The following is a 17,243-nucleotide window of genomic DNA, read 5'->3' as shown; positions in this document are numbered from 1 at the left end:
TTTCGTGAGTTCTTTTTTATAGACTCTTTTCATAGATGTACCTTTTAACCACGTTGGAGATCAGACCATGCTTAAAGGTGGAATGGGCAACTTGATGAAACAAGCCCAAGAGATGCAGGAAAAAATGCAGCGCGCTCAGGAAGAAGTAGCCAAAGCCGAAGTGCAGGGCGAAGCGGGTGCTGGTATGGTCAAGGTCACCATGAACGGTCGGCATGACGTTTCAAACGTGTCCATTGATCCCAGCGTTATGGAAGAAGACAAAGAGTTGCTAGAAGACTTGTTAGCCGCAGCGGTCAACGACGCAGTGCGCAAACTGGAAGTTAATTCTAAAGCACAAATGGAAGAAGCGACGGCTGGTTTGGACCTTCCGCCCGGCTTTAAGATGCCGTTCTAAGCAATGCGCTTTTCCCCTCTTGTTGAGCAGTTAATGGATGCTTTTCGTGTGCTGCCAGGCGTTGGGCCTAAAACGGCTCAGCGCATGGCAATGCACTTGCTGGAGCGCGAACGGCCGGGCGGGCAACGCCTTGCGGCAGTAATTCAGCAGGCCATCGAAGAGGTTGGCTACTGCCAGCGCTGCCGAACGCTCACTGAAGCCGAGATCTGCCTGCTGTGCGAAAGCCCGCGCCGCGATGACAAGCTACTATGTGTGGTGGAGTCGCCTGCCGACCAACTGGCAATTGAAGAAGCCGGTGGCTTCAAGGGGCGCTACTTTGTGCTGCACGGCCACCTGTCGCCACTGGATGGCATCGGCCCCGAGTCGATTGGTTTAGATGTGTTGGAAGCGCGGGTCGCAGAAGGGATGATCGAAGAAGTTGTCTTGGCGACCAACCCGACTATCGAAGGTGAAGCGACGGCTCACTACATTGCCTCGCAGCTGTCGGAATACGGCGTCAAGCTATCGCGCCTAGCTTATGGCGTACCTATGGGCGGTGAGTTGGAGTATGTTGATGGCGGCACCTTGAGTCGCGCATTTAATGGCCGCCTGCCGTTTGCCAGCGAATAAGCTCACCTAAAAGCAAGCGTCTTAGCGTTTGCGCTAACTTGGAAGAATGTTTTGTCCTCTCTTACCCCCTCTTTTCAATGGCTTGATACCCCCGATGCGCTTGATGCAGCCTGCGAGCAAGTTGCCGATGCTGCTGTAATTGCGCTGGATACCGAGTTTTTCCGAGAGAACACGTTCTTTCCCGTCCCTGCGCTGGTTCAGTTTACTGCTGGTGACGAGGCTTATCTTGTCGATCCGGTCGCTGTTCCATGCACCGATAAATTCCGCGCGCTGTTGCAAAATAGCGCGATCAAGCTGCTCCACGCCTGTAGCGAAGATTTGGAAGTCTTCCAACACTGGGCGGGTGTCCTGCCTGAGCCGTTAATCGATACCCAAATCGTGCAAGGCTTTTTAAGCGAGACGCCTGGCATGGGGTATCAAAAGCTGGTCGAATTTTGGGTCGGCGAAACCCTACCCAAAGAAGAAACGCGCTCCAATTGGTTAATGCGCCCGCTAACACCCGCCCAGTGTCATTACGCAGCACTGGACGTTATTTACTTACTTAAAGTCTGGACGCTTCAGGCTGAACAGCTCGCCATGTTGGGGCGCCGCGAGTGGGTGGATGCTGAGTGCGCTAGCTTAATTGAGCTGGCAGGCCGCAGCGTTGATAACGATCAACAGTGGTATACCCGTCAACGCCAGCTGTGGCGATTAACGCCCCATCAAGTGGAAGCGTATCGGTTAATGACCACATGGCGCGAGGGCGAAACACGCCACCGTAACTTGCCGCGCAACTGGCTAATTAGCGATAAATTACTGTTTGCGATCGCAGAAAAAATGCCCAGCAACCGTTATGAGTTAGCCGAGGTAGAAGGCGTTAAGCCGATGCTGATCAAAAAAGAGGGCGATGCGCTGCTAGCGATGGTGAAACAGGCGCAGCACTGCGATGAGTCGGCGCTGCCCAAGCGTTGTCCAGACCCCATGCACCCGACATTCAAGTCGCGTTTTAAAGCGCTTAAAAAAGCGGTGGCCGCGAAAGCCAGTGACTTAGGGGTGGCGCCGGAAATGCTCATGCGCCGCCGCGACATTGAAACGCTGGTAATGCAGGATTTGGCGGGCGAGCCTTTCACGTTGCCAGGTGGCTGGCGGGGTGACTATTTAAATGCGGCGCTGGTTCAAGCCCTTGAGGAGCGTTCATGATGAGCGACAAGCTGATTTGTGAGGTGTTCAAAAGCTCGCGCAAAGACGAAATGTACCTATACGTCGATAAGCGCCAAGGGTTGGCAAATGTTCCAGAAGCACTGCTTGAAACCTTTGGCAAGCCTGTGCCGGTGTTTACCATGCTGCTGACGGCGGATAAGAAACTCTCCCGCGTTAGCGCAGCAGATGTGGTGGAGGGGATTAGCGACAAAGGCTTCTACCTGCAAATGCCGCCGCCCAAAGAGGCGTATCTGCTCGATGTGCATCGCGCCCACGTCGCCAGACGTTCTGATGCTGACTAACCCCCAGCGTTTATGAATTTTCTTGCCCACGCCTGGTTAGTCAGCGCCGGTAGCGACGATTTTCTATATGGCAATTTAATTGCCGATGGCGTTAAAGGTCGTGATTTAAGCGATTGGCCAACTGCGACGGCACAGGGCATTCGCCATCATCGGCGTGTCGATGCCTGGGTAGATCGCCACCCCAGTGTGCTAAGTGCTCGGCGGCGCGCCCCTGTGGCTCAGCGGCGTTATGCAGGTATTGCTTTGGACATGGTGTGGGATCATTTTCTGGCCAGGGATACGGCGGGGCAGGCGGATCAAGAGGCGATTGTTAAACGTTGCTATCGGCTGCTTTCTACGCGGCCCGCGCCAAATCGGCTGGCGAGCATGATGCCGCTGTTAGTCGAGCATGACTGGCTGCGGGGCTATGCTGATTTTGCGTTTACCTGCCGGGCGGTTGCCGGAATCGGTCGGCGCTTGTCCGGCCCTAATCAACTAGCGGCCTTGGTGCCTTGGCTTTACCACGACTATCCAGCACTAGAGAACGATTTTCAGGCGCTATGGCCAACGCTATTGGCTGAATTGAGCCATGCCGATACGCCACCTTAATAGCCGTTACCATGTGGCTATGGCTGCCTGGCAATGAAGGAGAGAATGATGGAGCCCTCGATGCGCGAGCGTTTTTGGGAGCGCTTTACCCTTGAAGAATTAACGCCCCAAGAGTGGGAAGCGCTGTGTGACGGCTGTGGGCAGTGCTGCCTATTAAAACTGCACGATGAAGAGGCCCAGGAACTGGCGGTTTTGAACGTTGCTTGCCGCCTGCTGGATACTCACAGTTGCCAATGTAGTGACTACGACAATCGTTTTGATAGCGTTCCTGATTGCACTCAGCTCACGCCTGCCTTGGTAAAAGAGTTCACGTGGTTGCCACAAAGCTGTGGTTACCGGCGCGTCGCGGAAGGGCGCAAGTTGGCGGGCTGGCACCCGCTGTTAAGCAACGACGCCGAACGGGTACACCGCAAAGGGATTAGCGTGCGTAGCTTTGCAGTGTCGCAAGACGAGGTGCCTGAACAACAGCTAGAGTCGCATATCATTGCGGTATTGCCGATGTAATCCCCTACGTTTTAGGCGCTAGGTTGGCGCTTTGGCGTGTCCCAAATAGATAAAAAAACTTCTTTGACCGGTGAAAGGGCTTTTTTAACGGACGCCTGACTTGCAGGTTTGGCGCTAGACTTGCGTGGTGTGTCCCAAATAGTTGGGAAGTGCTCTTGGTAGTTCATGTTGTTCCTCTCATTAGTGCCGACTAGACGTTTGTTTATGCGACTAACGTATAGTATGGCGTAATGTTAGAGGCGATGGAATGGTTTGTGGAAAATATTTTCACAAACCATTCCATCTCGACATAAAAAGCAGCACATCAGACTTTGCTCAAAAGAAACTAATGTTGGCAATGCGTTGCTAACCCTAGCGCCCAAAGAATAAAGCTATCCTGGCGCGCGGTATCGCGCCAGGCTTTGAAGCGCCCTGACGCGCCGCCGTGTCCGCTGCTCATATCAGTGCGCATTAGAATCGGCGCTATGCCCTGGTGCTGTTGTGCGACCTGGGCATAAAACTTGGCGGGCTCCCAATAGCTAACACGGGTATCAAACCAACTGCCTTCAATCCACAGGGCGGGGTAGGCCTGGGGCTTTATATTATCGATCGGCGAGTAGCCGCGAATCCGTTCGGCGATGTCTGTCTCCTCGGGGTTGCCCCATTCGCTGTACTCCGCAGTGGTTAGCGGCAGTTCAGGGTTTTGCATGGTGCGCAGTACGTCCAAAAACGGCACGTCCAATAGCGCCGCGCAGAATGCCTCTGGCGCACGGTTGATACAGGTGCCGACCAGTAGTCCTCCTGCACTGGCGCCGTAAGCCACCATGCGCTGCGGGTCGCTAACGCCTTGTATTACAAGTGCCTCACGCGCAGCCAGGAAATCATTGAAGCTGTTTTCTTTGTGCTCCATCTTGCCATTTAAATACCAGGGCTCGCCGCGTTCGCCACCGCCTCTCACATGGGCAACGGCAAACGCGGCGCCGCGTTCAAGCAGCTCTAAGCGGGCAATAGAGAACCATGGGTCGAGCGCTTCGCCGTAGGCACCGTAGCCATAAAGCAGGGTAGGTAAAGGCTGGTTTGCTAGGTCCGCACGCATAACTACTGAAACAGGCACCTGCTCGCCATCCTGGCTGGTCGCCCACAGGCGGCGGCTGATTAACTGTTCTGGTTGCAGTGAGCCGTGTACCGGCACGCGTTTGAGCAGCGTGCGTTCGCCATTGGTTAGGTCGAGTGAGAACCAGCTAGGCGGCTGGGTAAATGTCTCTTCACGTAGGTGCAGTACCTGGCTATCAAAATGCGGTGCATCTTCGAGCATTTGCGAGCAGGGCTGCTCAGGCAGCGCTAAGTATTCATCCAGCGTAAAGGCGTGCTGTGTATCAAGCACTAACCGCCGTAACCGCACCTGCGCCTGGGCATGGTCGCGCTCAGCCAGCATCAGCCCCCACGAGAACGCATCAACGCCTTCCAGTGTCGCGTCTTCGCGGTGGGCAATTAATGTTTGCCAGTTAGGTTTTGATTGAACAGATTTCAATTGAACAGATTGAGGCTGATCAAGCTGAATTTCCGGCAGGTAATCAAGCTGAAAGTGAGCGCCAGTCTGATTGTGCAGGCGATAAAAGTTGCCTGGGCGATGGTCGATACTGTACTCGATCCCGGCTTGGCGCGGCTGAATACATAGCGGTGTTGAAGCAGGAGAGTGAGCGGGCAATAGGTGAATTTCGCTGGTGTCTTTCGAGCCGCTTTCGAGCAATAGCCATGCGCGCGAGCGTGTTTTACCGATGCCGAGCCAAAACTCCGGGTCTTCTTCGCGCAGCACTAATTCAGGCGCTGGCGAGGTGCTAGGTTCGGCGAGTAAAAGCGATAAACGCCAAATGCTGTCGGGGCGCTGGGTATCGTCAAAGCGGGTAAATAGAAGGGTAGCCGTGGTGTCGGTCTGGTCTTCAGCCCAGCACAGGCCAGCGCCAATATCGCTGAGCAGTTGTATGGGGGTGCCGTTGGGCAGCGCTTTCAACCAAAGCGTAAAGCGCTCATCGCCTTGGGTATCTTCGCTCCAGGCTAGCCATTGCTCATTGGGGGAGAGCGCCATATCGCCCATGTCGTAAAAATCATGGGTAGCGGCGCGGGCGCGAACGTCAAAGAAACATTCGCTCTGCTCAGGTTGGCTATTAGGGTGGCGCCACCAGCAGGGGTAATCGTCCTCGGCGCCGGTTTCACTCCAGAACGTAAAGTGGTCGAGCGCTGTCTTAAGGCTGGTCACGGCTAATTCGCGGCGTGCCAAGTGGCTCTGGTATAACGCTTCCTCAAGCGGGGCGAGCGGCGCAAACCAATCGGCTTGTTGCTGGTTAGCGGCTGCTAAAAAGGCGCTAACCTCAGGATCATCACGCTCTTCTAACCAGTGCCATTGCGGGTCATTAGCGCGATAATAGCGCGCAGCGGGTAAGCTTAAGTGCGTGCCAGGCTGTGCTTTCATAAATTGATAGGTACCATAACGGGAAATCAACGTCGGGTGAGTTCACCCACATGAGGGTTATTATGCTGTTTGCAGATTCATCGTCACTGCTGTGGTTGAGTTATTACGGGCTGTCACTAATCGTGATTGTTGCCGTCTATTTTGCGTTCATTGTTCTGCCACGGTTACCACGCTTAGTGCTTACTTGGGCTATTGCCGGGGCGATATGGGCACCCGCGACTTTTCGGCTGCCGCTAATCGATGAGGGTGAATTCTATACCGGTTGGGCTCCGGCGGCGATGGTAGCCGCGGTTGGCTTCTTGGAAAATAACGGCGCTGCGCTGCGTGGTGGCTTGATGTGGCTGGTGTTGGGCATCGCATTGGGTGCGCTAATTGGTGTTGCTGTTTGGTGGTGGCGTCGCCCTGGCGAAGATGATGTTGTTGCGCAGGAAGACGAGCACACCAATGATACGCCCCAGCCACGCCGCCGCCGTGATCCGGTGATTAGCTGATGGCTTGTGTTTGGATAAATGCTTTGCTAGTCAACGACTCGGTGTCGCGCTATGTGTGAAGCTTATGTGTGAACTGTTGGGTATGAGCGCCAATGTGCCCACCGATATCTGTTTTAGCTTTTCGGGCTTTTTGCACCGCGGTGGAGGCACCGGCCCCCACCGTGACGGCTGGGGCATTGCCTTCTATGAAGAGGGTGGCTACCGTGATTTTCGTGATCCCCACCCTTCGGTTGACTCCCCTATTGCACGGCTGATTTGCGACTATCCGATTAAGTCCAACGTGGTGATTAGCCATATTCGCCAGGCAAATGTAGGCGGTGTACGGCTCGCCAATACCCACCCGTTCACCCGTGAAATGTGGGGTCGGCCCTGGTGCTATGCGCACAATGGCCAGCTAAGTGGCTGGGAATCACTGGTGTTAGGAAGCTATACCCCGGTGGGCAATACGGATAGCGAGCACGCTTACTGCTGGCTAATGGGCGAGTTACGCCGCACCTTTGTCACCCCGCCCGCATCACCAGAACCGCTATGGGAGCGCTTGCATCAGCTGTGTGAACAGCTAAGAGCGTTGGGCGTGTTCAATATGTTGCTCTCTGATGGCCGCTATCTTTATACGTATTGCGCCACGAAGCTTGCGCACATTACGCGCTGTGCCCCCTTTGGCAATGCAAAACTCTCCGACGCTGAAATGACGGTCAATTTTGCCGAACATACCACGCCCGACGACATCGTCTCGGTGATTGCCACTGAACCTCTCACGCACAATGAGGCGTGGCAGCGGATGGTTCCCGGTGAGCTATTGGTCTGGTGCGATGGAGAAATCCAGGCGCGTTACTGTCCATAACAGACTGAATGACTTACGTTGTTGATAGACGCTTGTTTTTTTCTGCGCTGAATTAGAGCTAAGTTTGAAACGGAAGTTTCAATCGATCGTTTTACAGCTTGTTATAGGTCGTATATCGTTGAGCGTCTAACAGCCTAGCGACAACAACAAGGTCGGTGATTGACGCCGACATGGATAGCGGAGATTGCCCATGAGCGAACACGCCAACGCCACCACTTTACGTGGCCCAGCGCTTGAAGGGTTGGATCAATACGATTCAGTCACGGATGTTTTTCATACCGCAGTAGAGCGTTTTAAGGATAAACCGGCTTTTTCCTGCATGGGAAAAACCCTCACCTTCGCCGACCTTGACCGCTTGTCTAACGATTTTGCAGCCTGGTTGCAGCACGAAACCGACCTTGTCCCTGGCGACCGCATCGCCATTCAGTTGCCCAACGTACTGCAGTTTCCGGTGGCGGTGTTTGGCGCGATGCGGGCAGGCTTGGTGGTTGTGAATACCAACCCGCTATACACCGAGCGGGAAATGGCCAACCAGTTTCAAGACTCCAATGCCAAGGCCATCTTAATTTTGGCCAATATGGCCGATAAGCTGGAGAAAGTACTCGATAAAACGGATATCAAACACGTATTAGTGACCCAACTGGCGGATTTACACGATGTACCCAAGCGCTGGTTGATCAATGCCGTGGTTAAGCATGTTAAAAAAATGGTGCCTGCTTATTCACTGCCGAGTGCGGTAAGTTTTCGTAATGCGTTAAAAAAGGGTGCTTCGCTAACCCGCACCGAGGTTAAGAGAAGCCCCGACGATTTAGCCGCGCTACAGTACACCGGTGGTACCACTGGTATGCCCAAAGGAGCAATGCTGACCCATCGCAACCTGATCGCTAATATGCTGCAGGCGCGCGACGCCATTGGTTCCCATCTGACCGATGGTCAAGAGCTGGTTATTGCACCGCTACCGGTCTACCACATCTATACGTTTACCGTTAACTGCCTGTTTTTGATGGAAACCGGTAACCATTCGTTGTTGATTACCAATCCTCGCGACTTGGATAGCTTTGTTAAAGAGCTCAAAGGGCTGCCGTTTACCGCTTTTATTGGCCTCAACACGCTGTTCAATGCGCTGTGTAACCGCGACGATTTTAAACAGCTGGATTTTTCCAAACTTAAGCTGACCATCTCCGGCGGTATGGCATTAACCAAGGCGGCAGCGCAGCGTTGGGAGCAAACCACGGGCTGTCCGATTGCCGAGGGCTATGGCCTAACGGAGACCTCACCGATCGTGAGTTTTAATCCCAACAATGCCATTCAGTTGGGGACTATCGGTAAGCCTGTAGCGGGCACCGCTGTTAAGGTGGTTGACGCAGATGGCAACGATGTGGCAATGGGTGAGCCAGGCGAACTATGCGTGCAAGGGCCGCAGGTGATGAAAGGCTACTGGCAGCGCGAAGACGAAACCCGCGCTTCCATCGATGAAGATGGCTGGTTCCACACCGGCGATATTGCCGTACTGCAGGATGATGGCTACATCCGCATCGTGGATCGCAAAAAAGATATGATTTTGGTGTCAGGTTTTAACGTCTATCCCAACGAAGTTGAAGACGTCGTCGCCGCCCACCCGGATGTGCTCGAAGCAGCGGCGGTCGGTGTGCCCGATGAAAATGCTGGCGAGGCGATCAAGCTGTTTGTGGTGAGCAAAAATAGCCAGTTAGATGAGCAGACGCTGCGCCAGTGGTGCAAAAAAGAACTCACCGCTTACAAAGTGCCCAAGTACATTGAGTTTCGTGAGGAGTTGCCCAAAACGAATGTGGGCAAAGTGCTGCGTCGCCAGCTGCGCGACGAAGAGCCTGCTAAAAACTAACCGATAAGTGACGACACGGCGCTGTGGTTAGGCGTCGAGCTGCTGAAAGCGTTACACTACGGAACTATGCTAAAGACCCGCTCAATCGAGCGGGTTGATTGTTTGTACCCCCTAAGACCCAAGCGAATGGAAGCCGACTCAATCGTGACCACCGACATATCCCCAGCCCCCACCGATAGCCAACGTCTCGCATCGCTGAAACAGGCAGTGGGCGATGTGATGCTGCGTGATGCAGAACGGCTGGAACGCCGCTTGGCCGGACTGAGTCGGCGCCTGCGCGATAACAAGCCCATTGGCCGTGGATTACAGGAAGTGCAGAGCGAGTTCAGCCGCGCTCAGCAAACGCTTAGCCAGCGAGAAGCCCAGCGGGTCACCCTCAATTATCCACCTGAACTGCCGGTGGTCGAGCGTCGCGAAGATATTGTTAACGCCATACGCGAACATCAGGTAGTGGTAGTGGCAGGGGAGACGGGCTCGGGTAAAACCACCCAGTTACCGAAAATGTGTTTGGAGCTGGGCCGAGGTCGCCGCGGCTTAATTGGCCACACCCAGCCACGCCGCTTGGCCGCCCGCAGCGTGGCGGGGCGTCTTGCGGAAGAGCTAGAAGCCACTCTGGGTGATCAGGTGGGTTATCAGGTACGTTTTAGCGACCAGAGCAGCCCGAACACCTTGGTAAAGCTGATGACCGACGGCATCTTGCTGGCTGAGACGCAGAATGACCCGCTGCTGCTACGCTACGACACGATCATTATCGATGAGGCCCACGAACGCAGCCTGAATATCGACTTTCTGCTCGGCTACCTGAAACGTTTGCTGCCCAAACGGCCCGACCTCAAGGTCATTATCACGTCAGCGACCATCGATGTAGAGCGCTTCGCCAAGCACTTCGGCACGGCTAAGACGCCAGCACCAGTGGTTGAAGTCACCGGGCGCACCTACCCCGTTGAGGTGCACTATCGGCCGCTGATCCGTGACGACGAGAATGAAGAGGACCGCACGCTGCAAGAGGGCATTCTGCACGCGGTGGAAGAGATAGAGGCCGTGGAGCGCGAAAAAGGCTGGTTGCACGGCCCCCGCGATGTGCTGGTGTTTCTGCCCGGCGAGCGTGAGATCCGTGAAACCGCGGATACCCTGCGCCGTGCTGAGCTAAAAGGTACTGAAATCCTGCCACTCTACGCAAGGCTATCCAACGAAGAACAGAACCGCGTGTTTGCTAGCCACCGTGGGCGGCGCATCGTGCTTGCTACCAACGTCGCCGAAACGTCGCTAACCGTACCGGGTATTCGGTATGTGATCGACCCAGGCCTGGTGCGTATCAGCCGCTACAGCTACCGGTCAAAAATCCAGCGCCTGCCGGTGGAAGCGGTTAGCCAGGCCAGCGCCAATCAGCGTAAAGGGCGCTGCGGGCGGATTGCCGAAGGCGTATGCATCCGCCTCTACAGCGAAGAAGATTTCTTATCTCGACCCGGCTTTACCGACCCCGAAATTCAGCGCACCAATCTGGCGTCGGTAATTCTGTCGATGCTGGGGCTGAAGCTCGGTGATATCGAAGCCTTTCCGTTTGTTGATCCACCGGATAGCCGCTTTGTGAAAGACGGCTTTCGGCTGCTGTTTGAATTGGGAGCCGTGGATGAGCGGCAGTGCCTTTCACCGCTGGGGCGTAAGCTGGCGCGGCTGCCGATTGACCCGCGCTTAGCACGCATGGTGCTGGCGGGGGCCGAACTCGGCAGCCTGCGCGATGTGCTAATTGTGGTGTCGGCACTGGCGATTCAAGACCCCCGCGACCGACCCGCGGATAAACGCCAGGCCGCCGATCAAGCGCACCAGCGCTGGCATGACCCTGATTCAGACTTCGTTGCCTTGCTGAACCTGTGGTATGGAATTGAAAATGCCCGCGAGGCGCTGTCGGGTAATCAGCTGCGCCGCTGGTGTCGCGAGCACTACATTAACTATCTGCGCATGCGCGAGTGGCACGACACCTTCCGTCAGCTTCGCCAACTGCTGCGCGATATGGATATTGACGTGCCAGCGCCGTTGCCCCGTGATGAAGACGAGAGCGAAGAACAGGCACGCCAAGCGCGGCGTAAAACATCGGGCAAGGTTCACCAGGCGCTGCTCTCCGGGCTGCTTTCCAACCTGGGCACGTTGCTGGAGAGCCGCGAATATCTTGGTGCCCGTAATCGCAAGTTTATGATTCATCCTGGCTCAGGATTGGCCAAAAAATCACCCAAGTGGATCATGGCGTTTGAGATGGTGGAGACGTCCAAGCTGTTTGCCCGCACCGTGGCCAAAATCGATCCCCAGTGGATTGAACCCCAAGCACAGCATTTAATTAAGCGCAGCTACAGCGAACCCCACTGGGAAATGAAGCGCGCCCAGGTGGTCGCTTTTGAGCAGGTCACCCTGTTTGGGCTGCCGATTGTGGCGCGCCGCCGAGTGCATTACGGTCCTATCGCCCCGCAGGAGTCGCGGGAGCTGTTTATTCGACGCGCGCTGGTAGAGGGCGAATTCCATACGAAAGGTGCTTTCTTTTCTCATAATCGGGCCCTGATCGACGAAGTTGAGGCGCTGGAGGATCGCGCCCGGCGCCGAGATATTCTGGTCGATGAAGTCACGCTGTACGATTTTTATGATCAGCGCATTCCGGCTGATATCGTCAACGGCAAGGGGTTTGAGCACTGGCGCAAGCAAGCCGAGCAGCAAGACCCACAGTTACTGCATTTTGATATTGATACGCTGAAGGCGCGGGACGCGGGCGACGTCACCCAGACGCAATACCCCGATCATTTGACCCTGGCGGGCGTGGCGTATCCGGTTAGCTACCACTTTGACCCAGAGGCTGAAGATGATGGTGTCACGTTGACCGTCCCTGCCGCCATGCTGCCACAAGTGCCGGTGCACGCTTTAGAATGGCTAGTGCCAGGGCTACTGCGCGAAAAAAGCATTGCGCTGTTGAAGTCGTTGCCGAAAAGCATCCGCCGCCAAGTCGTACCGATTCCCGACTGGGTCGATGCGGCGCTGGAAACATTGCTACCCGACCAGCGGCCATTAACCGAAGCGCTAGGTGAGTTTATTCGTCGCCGGACATCGACGCGGGTGCACCCCGACGACTGGCGCTTAGACTTGCTTGACCCGCATCTGATGATGAATGTTCGCGTCGTCGACCATGCGGGAGAAACCTTGGGCCAGGGACGCGATTTGCGTGCTTTAGAGCAGCGCTTTGAAGCGGCGGCCAGCGCCGGAGCCCAGGCACTGGCTGAGCAGGTTAGCCATGAACCCGCAGTCGTTGGGCTGCCCAAGGTGCCGCTGCCGACGTCACGCGTCACCACGCAGGCAGGTATTCGCGTTGAGGCGTATCCTGCCTTGGTTGTAGCTGATGCGAGCGAGTTCAAGGTCGCGCTGTTTGATCACCCTGCCAAAGCTAACGCCGCGCATCAGGAGGGTATTGCCCGCTTGGCGATTGCCAAGTTGCCTGAGCAGGTTAAAGCGATTAAACAACTGCCGGGCGTTGAGAAGTGCGCGCTGCTGTTTGCCAAAGTGGGCAGTAAGCAGGCCTTCGTGGACGATCTACTTTTGGCGGTGTTTACCCAGGTAGTGGCTCAGCACCCACTGCCGCGCTCAGAAGATGAATTTAGTCAACGACTAAACGCATCGCAGCATCAGCTCGTTGGTGCAGCAAAAGCCCTGCTAGTAAGGGTAGAGGCTGCACTACAGGGTCACTTGGCGGTGAGTAAACTGCTCAAAGGTAAGCTCAATTTTGCCTTGGCGCTGGTGTATAGCGATGTGAGCGCGCAGATGCAACGCTTGGTCTACCCCGGCTTTATCCGTGATGCGGGAGCTTGGTTGGATGAATACCCGCGCTACACCGAGGCGGCGCTCATTCGGCTTGAAAAAGCTGCCCGTGAACGCGGGCGCGACCAAATGATGATGCAAGACGTCCAAGCCTTAGAGACACGTTTTGATGCCCGCCGTGAAAGTGAGCGACGGGGACGGGTGGAAAACCCGGAGTTAGTCACTTTTGGTTGGTGGCTGCAAGAGCTTAGGGTGTCTCTATTCGCCCAGCAGTTGGGTACCAGTATGGCGGTCTCAGTTAAACGGCTTGAAAAGCGCTGGCAAGAGATAATTAGCGTTTAGAGCCTGGCTGGCAAAACTGCCATTTTATGCACACAGTAACGTTATGGGTTCGCCGCAAGTCACGCGCTAGCCATTGATGGCCAGTCACGTCGGCAAGCCGCTTAGAGGAGATTGGCATGACACATGTGGTGATTACCGGGACAGGCCTCTATACACCGACACACGCCATTGATAATGCGGCCTTGGTGGCGGCATTTAATGCTTGGGTAGACGCTGAAAATGGTCAGTACAGTGAGGCAATTGCCCGCGGCGAACGCGAGCCGTTGGCGCACTCAAGTAGCGAATTTATTGAAAAAGCCTCCGGTATTAAGAGCCGCTATGTGCTAGATGCGTCAGGTATCCTTGACCCACAGCGTATGCGGCCTAAACTGCCACAGCGGAATAACGATGAACCCTCCATTCAGTGTGATATGGCAACTGCCGCCGCGCACCAGGCGCTGGCCGCGGCACAAGTAGATGCCGCTGATATTGAGTTAGTCATTGTCGCCTGCTCAAACTTAGAGCGCGCTTACCCGGCTGTGGCGGTCGAAGTGCAGCAAATGCTGGGCACCAGCGGTTATGGGTTTGACATGAACGTGGCCTGCAGTTCGGCGACGTTTGCGCTGGAAACGGCGGCAAACGCCATAGCTTCTGGCAGCGTTAAGCGCGCGCTGGTGGTCAGTCCGGAAATTTGCTCGGCGCACCTCAATTTCCGAGACCGTGACAGTCACTTCATTTTCGGCGATGCTTGTACTGCTGTGGTACTAGAAAACAGCGCCGTGGCCGTTGCCGATGAGCAGTTTGAGATATTGGGCACACGTCTGATCACTAAGTTTTCCAACGCGATCCGCAATAATGCTGGCTTTCTTAACCGCGTAACGGACAGCGATCCACTGGCCTTGGATAAGCTTTTTGTGCAAGAAGGGCGACGGGTGTTTAAGGAGGTTTGCCCGATGGTGGCTAAATTGATCACCAACCATCTGGCATCTCTGGAGTTAAGCGGTAGCGATCTAAAACGTATGTGGTTGCACCAGGCAAATCGACATATGAACGATTTGATCGCCCGTAAGGTATTGGGTTATGACCCAGGCGAGAGCCAGGCGCCGATCATTTTGGACCGCTACGCCAATACTAGCTCGGCGGGCTCAATCATCGCTTTCCACCTCCATCGTGAGCAGCTAGTAGGGGGGGATGTTGGGGTGATTTGCTCATTTGGGGCGGGTTATAGTGCTGGCAGTGTGGTGGTTCGGCGTCGTTAAGTGTGCTGCAAAATTGAAAAAAGGAAAATGTCATGTGGCGGTGGTTAAGGAACGATAAGTCAGCCTTTATGTTGCGCGTCCCAGGGTTGCCTCTACTGCTGGTGACGTTATTAGCAACTGGCGGTTGTGCTAGTACGCAAGTGGCGGAAGATGCTAACCCTGATGATCCGTGGGAAGGTTTTAACCGCAAAGTGTTTGCGTTTAACGATGTGTTGGATCGTTATGCGCTAAAACCGGTGGCCAAAGGCTATCGCACTATTACTCCTGACCCGGTGGAAACGGGGGTTGGCAATTTTTTCTCCAACTTAGGTGAGGTGCGTACGGCGCTTAATAGCGTGCTGCAAGGAAAACCAGCTAATGCAGGACTCGCCACATCACGTTTTTTAATTAACTCCACGGTGGGCATTGGCGGGTTGCTAGATTATGCCACGCTGATGGAAGTGACTGCTGATAAAGAAGATTTTGGGCAGACGTTAGCGGTATGGGGATGGGATGATTCGCGCTACCTCGTGCTACCTTTCCTAGGCCCCAGTACGCTTCGGGACACCACCGGTTTACCTGCGGATATGGCAGCATATCCCGCTACCTACGTAGAAGACGATACCGTTAGAATAAGCCTAACCGCACTCAATTTGATTGATACGCGTGCGGGATTGCTTGCCCAGGAAGAGTTGATTCGCGGTGATCGCTACCGTTTCATTCGTGATGCTTACTTGCAGAGCCGTCAATTTGAAGTGAGCGATGGCGAGTTGGGCGATGACCCATTCGCCAGCGATAGCTTTGATTTTGATGATAGCGACTTTGGTGATAGCGACTTTGGTGATAGCGACTTTGGTGACGATGACGTCACCGATTGAGGCTTATGATGGATCACTTTAAGCAGTTGATCGCGGTGATCGACGAGCCAGGTCGAGAACGCGATGCGCTGGCTGAAGCAATTACTTGCGACGGTATGTGGGTATATGCGGCAGATGATATTGAGCACCTACCCGCTGACACGGCGCTGATTGTTGCCCATGCCAGGGCAGTTCCCCGGCAACAGTGGTCGCAGTTGACGCGCCGCCTGCCGGCGTTGGTGGTGAGTGATTCGCGCCAGGATGCCGATTTGATCAAGGCGATTGACGTGGGGTTGGTGGACTATATTGTGCACCCACTGCGCCACGCCGAGCTGCTGCGCCGAATGATCCGTAAAGCTATCGAGCTGAATGACTTAGCCATTGAGCGTGAGCGTGACCATGAAAGGCTGGCAGAGTTAAATGAAAGCCTCGAAACACATCTAGCGCTACTGCGGATGGATCAGCAGAGTGGTGGCCATATTCAGCGGCGTTTATTGCCGCTTCGCCCCAAAGTTATTAATGGGGTGTATTACGACTATTTATTTGCGCCTTCACTGTATTTATCCGGCGATTTCCTCGATTATCAGCGCTATAACGAGCGTTACAGTGCCTTCTATTTTGCCGATGTGTCTGGTCATGGTGCTTCGTCGGCGTTTGTAACGGTACTGCTCAAATATTTATGTAACCGCTGGCTAAGTGAGTGGGATGGACAGCAGCCGGAAAGCTTGCCAGCTGACTGGTTAAAGGCAATGAACCGAGAGCTGCAGGACACCGATATCGGTAAACATGCCACCTTATTTGTTGGGGTTATTGACCATGAAGCGCATACTCTTCACTATTCCCTCGGCGCGCAGCTGCCGATGCCACTTTTGATGGCAGGGGGAGAGCTGCGCCGTTTAGAAGGCGAGGGAATGCCGGTAGGGCTTTTCCCCGATATGGAGTATCCTTCGCTGAACTGTGCGTTACCGAACGAGTTTCAGTTATGGCTCTGCTCAGACGGTGTATTGGAATGCTTGGCGGGTAAAACACTCGACACGCGGCTCAAGGAGCTTGAGCAATTAGTAAGCGAGAGTGCCACGCTTGGGCAGTTGCGCGACAGGCTAGCAGAAACAAACACACTCCTTGCGAAAGGAGATGCGGAGTTTGATGCCAACCAAGAGCGCGATGCTTTGCCCGATGATATTACAATCATGATGGTGAGCGGATTTGGTCATGCTGATTGAAGAAGGTCGCATTAAAGCGGCGTTCGATTCTGGTGTTTTTGTTTTAAAACTGTGTGGTGACGTGCGTTTAACACTATGCACCACGCTGGATACGCAAGCCCAGCGTCTTGCTGAGACGCCGGGCTTGCGTGCCGTATTGATCGACCTGCGCGAGGCCACCAATGTCGATTCGACGGCGCTTGGTTTTCTGGCCAAGGTCGCGATGGCGGTAAAAGGGCGCCTGGAGCAGCCGCCGACGATTATTGTCGATAACCCTGATGTTCGACAAATGTTGGACGTGATGGGGTTTGCGCGCTTTTTTACCCTGCTGGAGGCGCCATTGCAGAAGGTCACTACTCTCAACGATGCCCTTCAAGAGTTGCCTGAAGAGCCCGCCGACGAAGAAAGTTTGCGTGATCGCATTCTGGAAGCCCACCGCATTCTGATGCATATGAACGAGCACAACCGCGAGCAGTTTCAGCCGCTGGTTGACATGCTAGAGTCACAAGACGCCACCACGCATCACTAAGCGCCCCTTACTGTTTTCTTTCTGGGCTATCCCTCTCTGCGATAGCCCAGTGCCTGTCGCTTTGATCCCCGACAAATGTCTTG

Annotated in this window: 16 protein-coding genes; 14 read left to right on the top strand and 2 right to left on the bottom strand. The window is 54.8% G+C overall.

Translation table 11 applies throughout. The annotated features are described in order from the left end of the window. Positions 1–67 precede the first annotated feature (67 nt). Genes ACQE2I_RS11460 through ACQE2I_RS11435 form a run of 6 tightly spaced genes read left to right on the top strand, consistent with a single transcriptional unit; the run spans position 68 to position 3,576 of the window. Positions 68–394 carry a YbaB/EbfC family nucleoid-associated protein gene (locus ACQE2I_RS11460; protein ID WP_427028233.1) on the top strand — a complete coding sequence of 109 codons (327 nt, stop codon included), beginning with the start codon at positions 68–70 and terminating at the stop codon, positions 392–394. A 3-nt stretch (positions 395–397) separates the two neighbouring features. Next, on the top strand, positions 398–1,003 hold the full coding sequence (recR, locus tag ACQE2I_RS11455; RefSeq protein ID WP_427028232.1) for a recombination mediator RecR: 606 nt from the start codon (positions 398–400) through the stop codon (positions 1,001–1,003). Between the two features lie 51 nt (positions 1,004–1,054). Beyond that, entirely contained in the window at positions 1,055–2,182 is a 1,128-nt protein-coding gene (gene rnd, locus ACQE2I_RS11450) for a ribonuclease D (protein ID WP_427028231.1), read from the top strand. Then, positions 2,182–2,484 (top strand): YcgL domain-containing protein, encoded by a 303-nt coding sequence (locus ACQE2I_RS11445; protein WP_427031451.1) that lies wholly within the window; start codon positions 2,182–2,184, stop codon positions 2,482–2,484. The genes rnd and ACQE2I_RS11445 overlap by 1 nt, the downstream gene beginning before the upstream one ends. A 12-nt stretch (positions 2,485–2,496) precedes the next feature. After that, positions 2,497–3,072: an ACP phosphodiesterase gene (locus ACQE2I_RS11440; RefSeq protein ID WP_427028230.1), complete on the top strand. Its 576-nt coding sequence runs from the start codon at positions 2,497–2,499 to the stop codon at positions 3,070–3,072. Positions 3,073–3,120: 48 nt separating this feature from the next. Next, positions 3,121–3,576: a YcgN family cysteine cluster protein gene (locus tag ACQE2I_RS11435; RefSeq protein ID WP_427031450.1), complete on the top strand. Its 456-nt coding sequence runs from the start codon at positions 3,121–3,123 to the stop codon at positions 3,574–3,576. An 11-nt stretch (positions 3,577–3,587) separates the two neighbouring features. On the opposite strand, the gene ACQE2I_RS11430 is transcribed toward ACQE2I_RS11435, so the two are convergent. Both ACQE2I_RS11430 and ACQE2I_RS11425 read right to left on the bottom strand, forming a co-directional pair. After that, positions 3,588–3,743 carry a hypothetical protein gene (locus ACQE2I_RS11430; protein ID WP_427028229.1) on the bottom strand — a complete coding sequence of 52 codons (156 nt, stop codon included), beginning with the start codon at positions 3,741–3,743 and terminating at the stop codon, positions 3,588–3,590. Between the two features lie 158 nt (positions 3,744–3,901). Next, a complete protein-coding gene (locus ACQE2I_RS11425) occupies positions 3,902–6,025 on the bottom strand; it encodes a S9 family peptidase (RefSeq protein WP_427028228.1) in 2,124 nt (707 codons plus the stop codon). 62 nt (positions 6,026–6,087) lie between these two features. On the opposite strand from ACQE2I_RS11425, the gene ACQE2I_RS11420 reads away from it, so the two are divergent. From ACQE2I_RS11420 to ACQE2I_RS11385, 8 genes are all read left to right on the top strand, one after another. Beyond that, positions 6,088–6,516: a hypothetical protein gene (locus ACQE2I_RS11420; RefSeq protein WP_427028227.1), complete on the top strand. Its 429-nt coding sequence runs from the start codon at positions 6,088–6,090 to the stop codon at positions 6,514–6,516. A gap of 64 nt (positions 6,517–6,580) precedes the next feature. Beyond that, positions 6,581–7,360 (top strand): class II glutamine amidotransferase, encoded by a 780-nt coding sequence (locus ACQE2I_RS11415; protein ID WP_427028226.1) that lies wholly within the window; start codon positions 6,581–6,583, stop codon positions 7,358–7,360. 190 nt (positions 7,361–7,550) lie between these two features. Beyond that, positions 7,551–9,221 carry an AMP-binding protein gene (locus ACQE2I_RS11410; RefSeq protein ID WP_427028225.1) on the top strand — a complete coding sequence of 557 codons (1,671 nt, stop codon included), beginning with the start codon at positions 7,551–7,553 and terminating at the stop codon, positions 9,219–9,221. Between the two features lie 126 nt (positions 9,222–9,347). Then, a complete protein-coding gene (hrpA, locus tag ACQE2I_RS11405; RefSeq protein ID WP_427028224.1) occupies positions 9,348–13,355 on the top strand; it encodes an ATP-dependent RNA helicase HrpA in 4,008 nt (1,335 codons plus the stop codon). A 116-nt stretch (positions 13,356–13,471) separates the two neighbouring features. Then, a complete protein-coding gene (locus ACQE2I_RS11400; RefSeq protein WP_427028223.1) occupies positions 13,472–14,593 on the top strand; it encodes a beta-ketoacyl-ACP synthase III in 1,122 nt (373 codons plus the stop codon). 32 nt (positions 14,594–14,625) lie between these two features. Continuing rightward, a complete protein-coding gene (locus ACQE2I_RS11395; RefSeq protein ID WP_427028222.1) occupies positions 14,626–15,450 on the top strand; it encodes an MlaA family lipoprotein in 825 nt (274 codons plus the stop codon). An 8-nt stretch (positions 15,451–15,458) separates the two neighbouring features. Beyond that, on the top strand, positions 15,459–16,652 hold the full coding sequence (locus ACQE2I_RS11390) for a PP2C family protein-serine/threonine phosphatase (RefSeq protein ID WP_427031448.1): 1,194 nt from the start codon (positions 15,459–15,461) through the stop codon (positions 16,650–16,652). After that, positions 16,642–17,160 carry an STAS domain-containing protein gene (locus ACQE2I_RS11385; protein WP_427028221.1) on the top strand — a complete coding sequence of 173 codons (519 nt, stop codon included), beginning with the start codon at positions 16,642–16,644 and terminating at the stop codon, positions 17,158–17,160. The genes ACQE2I_RS11390 and ACQE2I_RS11385 overlap by 11 nt, the downstream gene beginning before the upstream one ends. Positions 17,161–17,243: the final 83 nt, after the last annotated feature.

Source organism: Halomonas sp. H2 (assembly GCF_050215315.1).
GTDB lineage: Bacteria > Pseudomonadota > Gammaproteobacteria > Pseudomonadales > Halomonadaceae > Vreelandella.
This window is presented reverse-complemented; position numbering and strand designations above follow the sequence as displayed.

Coding starts and splice junctions, on each gene's coding strand:
- ACQE2I_RS11420 (WP_427028227.1), top strand. CDS start 6,088: ATGCTGTTTGCAGATTCATCGTCACTGCTGTGGTTGAGTTATTACGGG.
- ACQE2I_RS11445 (WP_427031451.1), top strand. CDS start 2,182: ATGAGCGACAAGCTGATTTGTGAGGTGTTCAAAAGCTCGCGCAAAGAC.
- ACQE2I_RS11400 (WP_427028223.1), top strand. CDS start 13,472: ATGACACATGTGGTGATTACCGGGACAGGCCTCTATACACCGACACAC.
- ACQE2I_RS11440 (WP_427028230.1), top strand. CDS start 2,497: ATGAATTTTCTTGCCCACGCCTGGTTAGTCAGCGCCGGTAGCGACGAT.
- ACQE2I_RS11385 (WP_427028221.1), top strand. CDS start 16,642: ATGCTGATTGAAGAAGGTCGCATTAAAGCGGCGTTCGATTCTGGTGTT.
- ACQE2I_RS11435 (WP_427031450.1), top strand. CDS start 3,121: ATGGAGCCCTCGATGCGCGAGCGTTTTTGGGAGCGCTTTACCCTTGAA.
- ACQE2I_RS11395 (WP_427028222.1), top strand. CDS start 14,626: ATGTGGCGGTGGTTAAGGAACGATAAGTCAGCCTTTATGTTGCGCGTC.
- ACQE2I_RS11415 (WP_427028226.1), top strand. CDS start 6,581: ATGTGTGAACTGTTGGGTATGAGCGCCAATGTGCCCACCGATATCTGT.
- ACQE2I_RS11425 (WP_427028228.1), bottom strand. CDS start 6,025: ATGAAAGCACAGCCTGGCACGCACTTAAGCTTACCCGCTGCGCGCTAT.
- hrpA (WP_427028224.1), top strand. CDS start 9,348: ATGGAAGCCGACTCAATCGTGACCACCGACATATCCCCAGCCCCCACC.
- ACQE2I_RS11430 (WP_427028229.1), bottom strand. CDS start 3,743: ATGAACTACCAAGAGCACTTCCCAACTATTTGGGACACACCACGCAAG.
- ACQE2I_RS11390 (WP_427031448.1), top strand. CDS start 15,459: ATGGATCACTTTAAGCAGTTGATCGCGGTGATCGACGAGCCAGGTCGA.
- ACQE2I_RS11460 (WP_427028233.1), top strand. CDS start 68: ATGCTTAAAGGTGGAATGGGCAACTTGATGAAACAAGCCCAAGAGATG.
- ACQE2I_RS11410 (WP_427028225.1), top strand. CDS start 7,551: ATGAGCGAACACGCCAACGCCACCACTTTACGTGGCCCAGCGCTTGAA.
- recR (WP_427028232.1), top strand. CDS start 398: ATGCGCTTTTCCCCTCTTGTTGAGCAGTTAATGGATGCTTTTCGTGTG.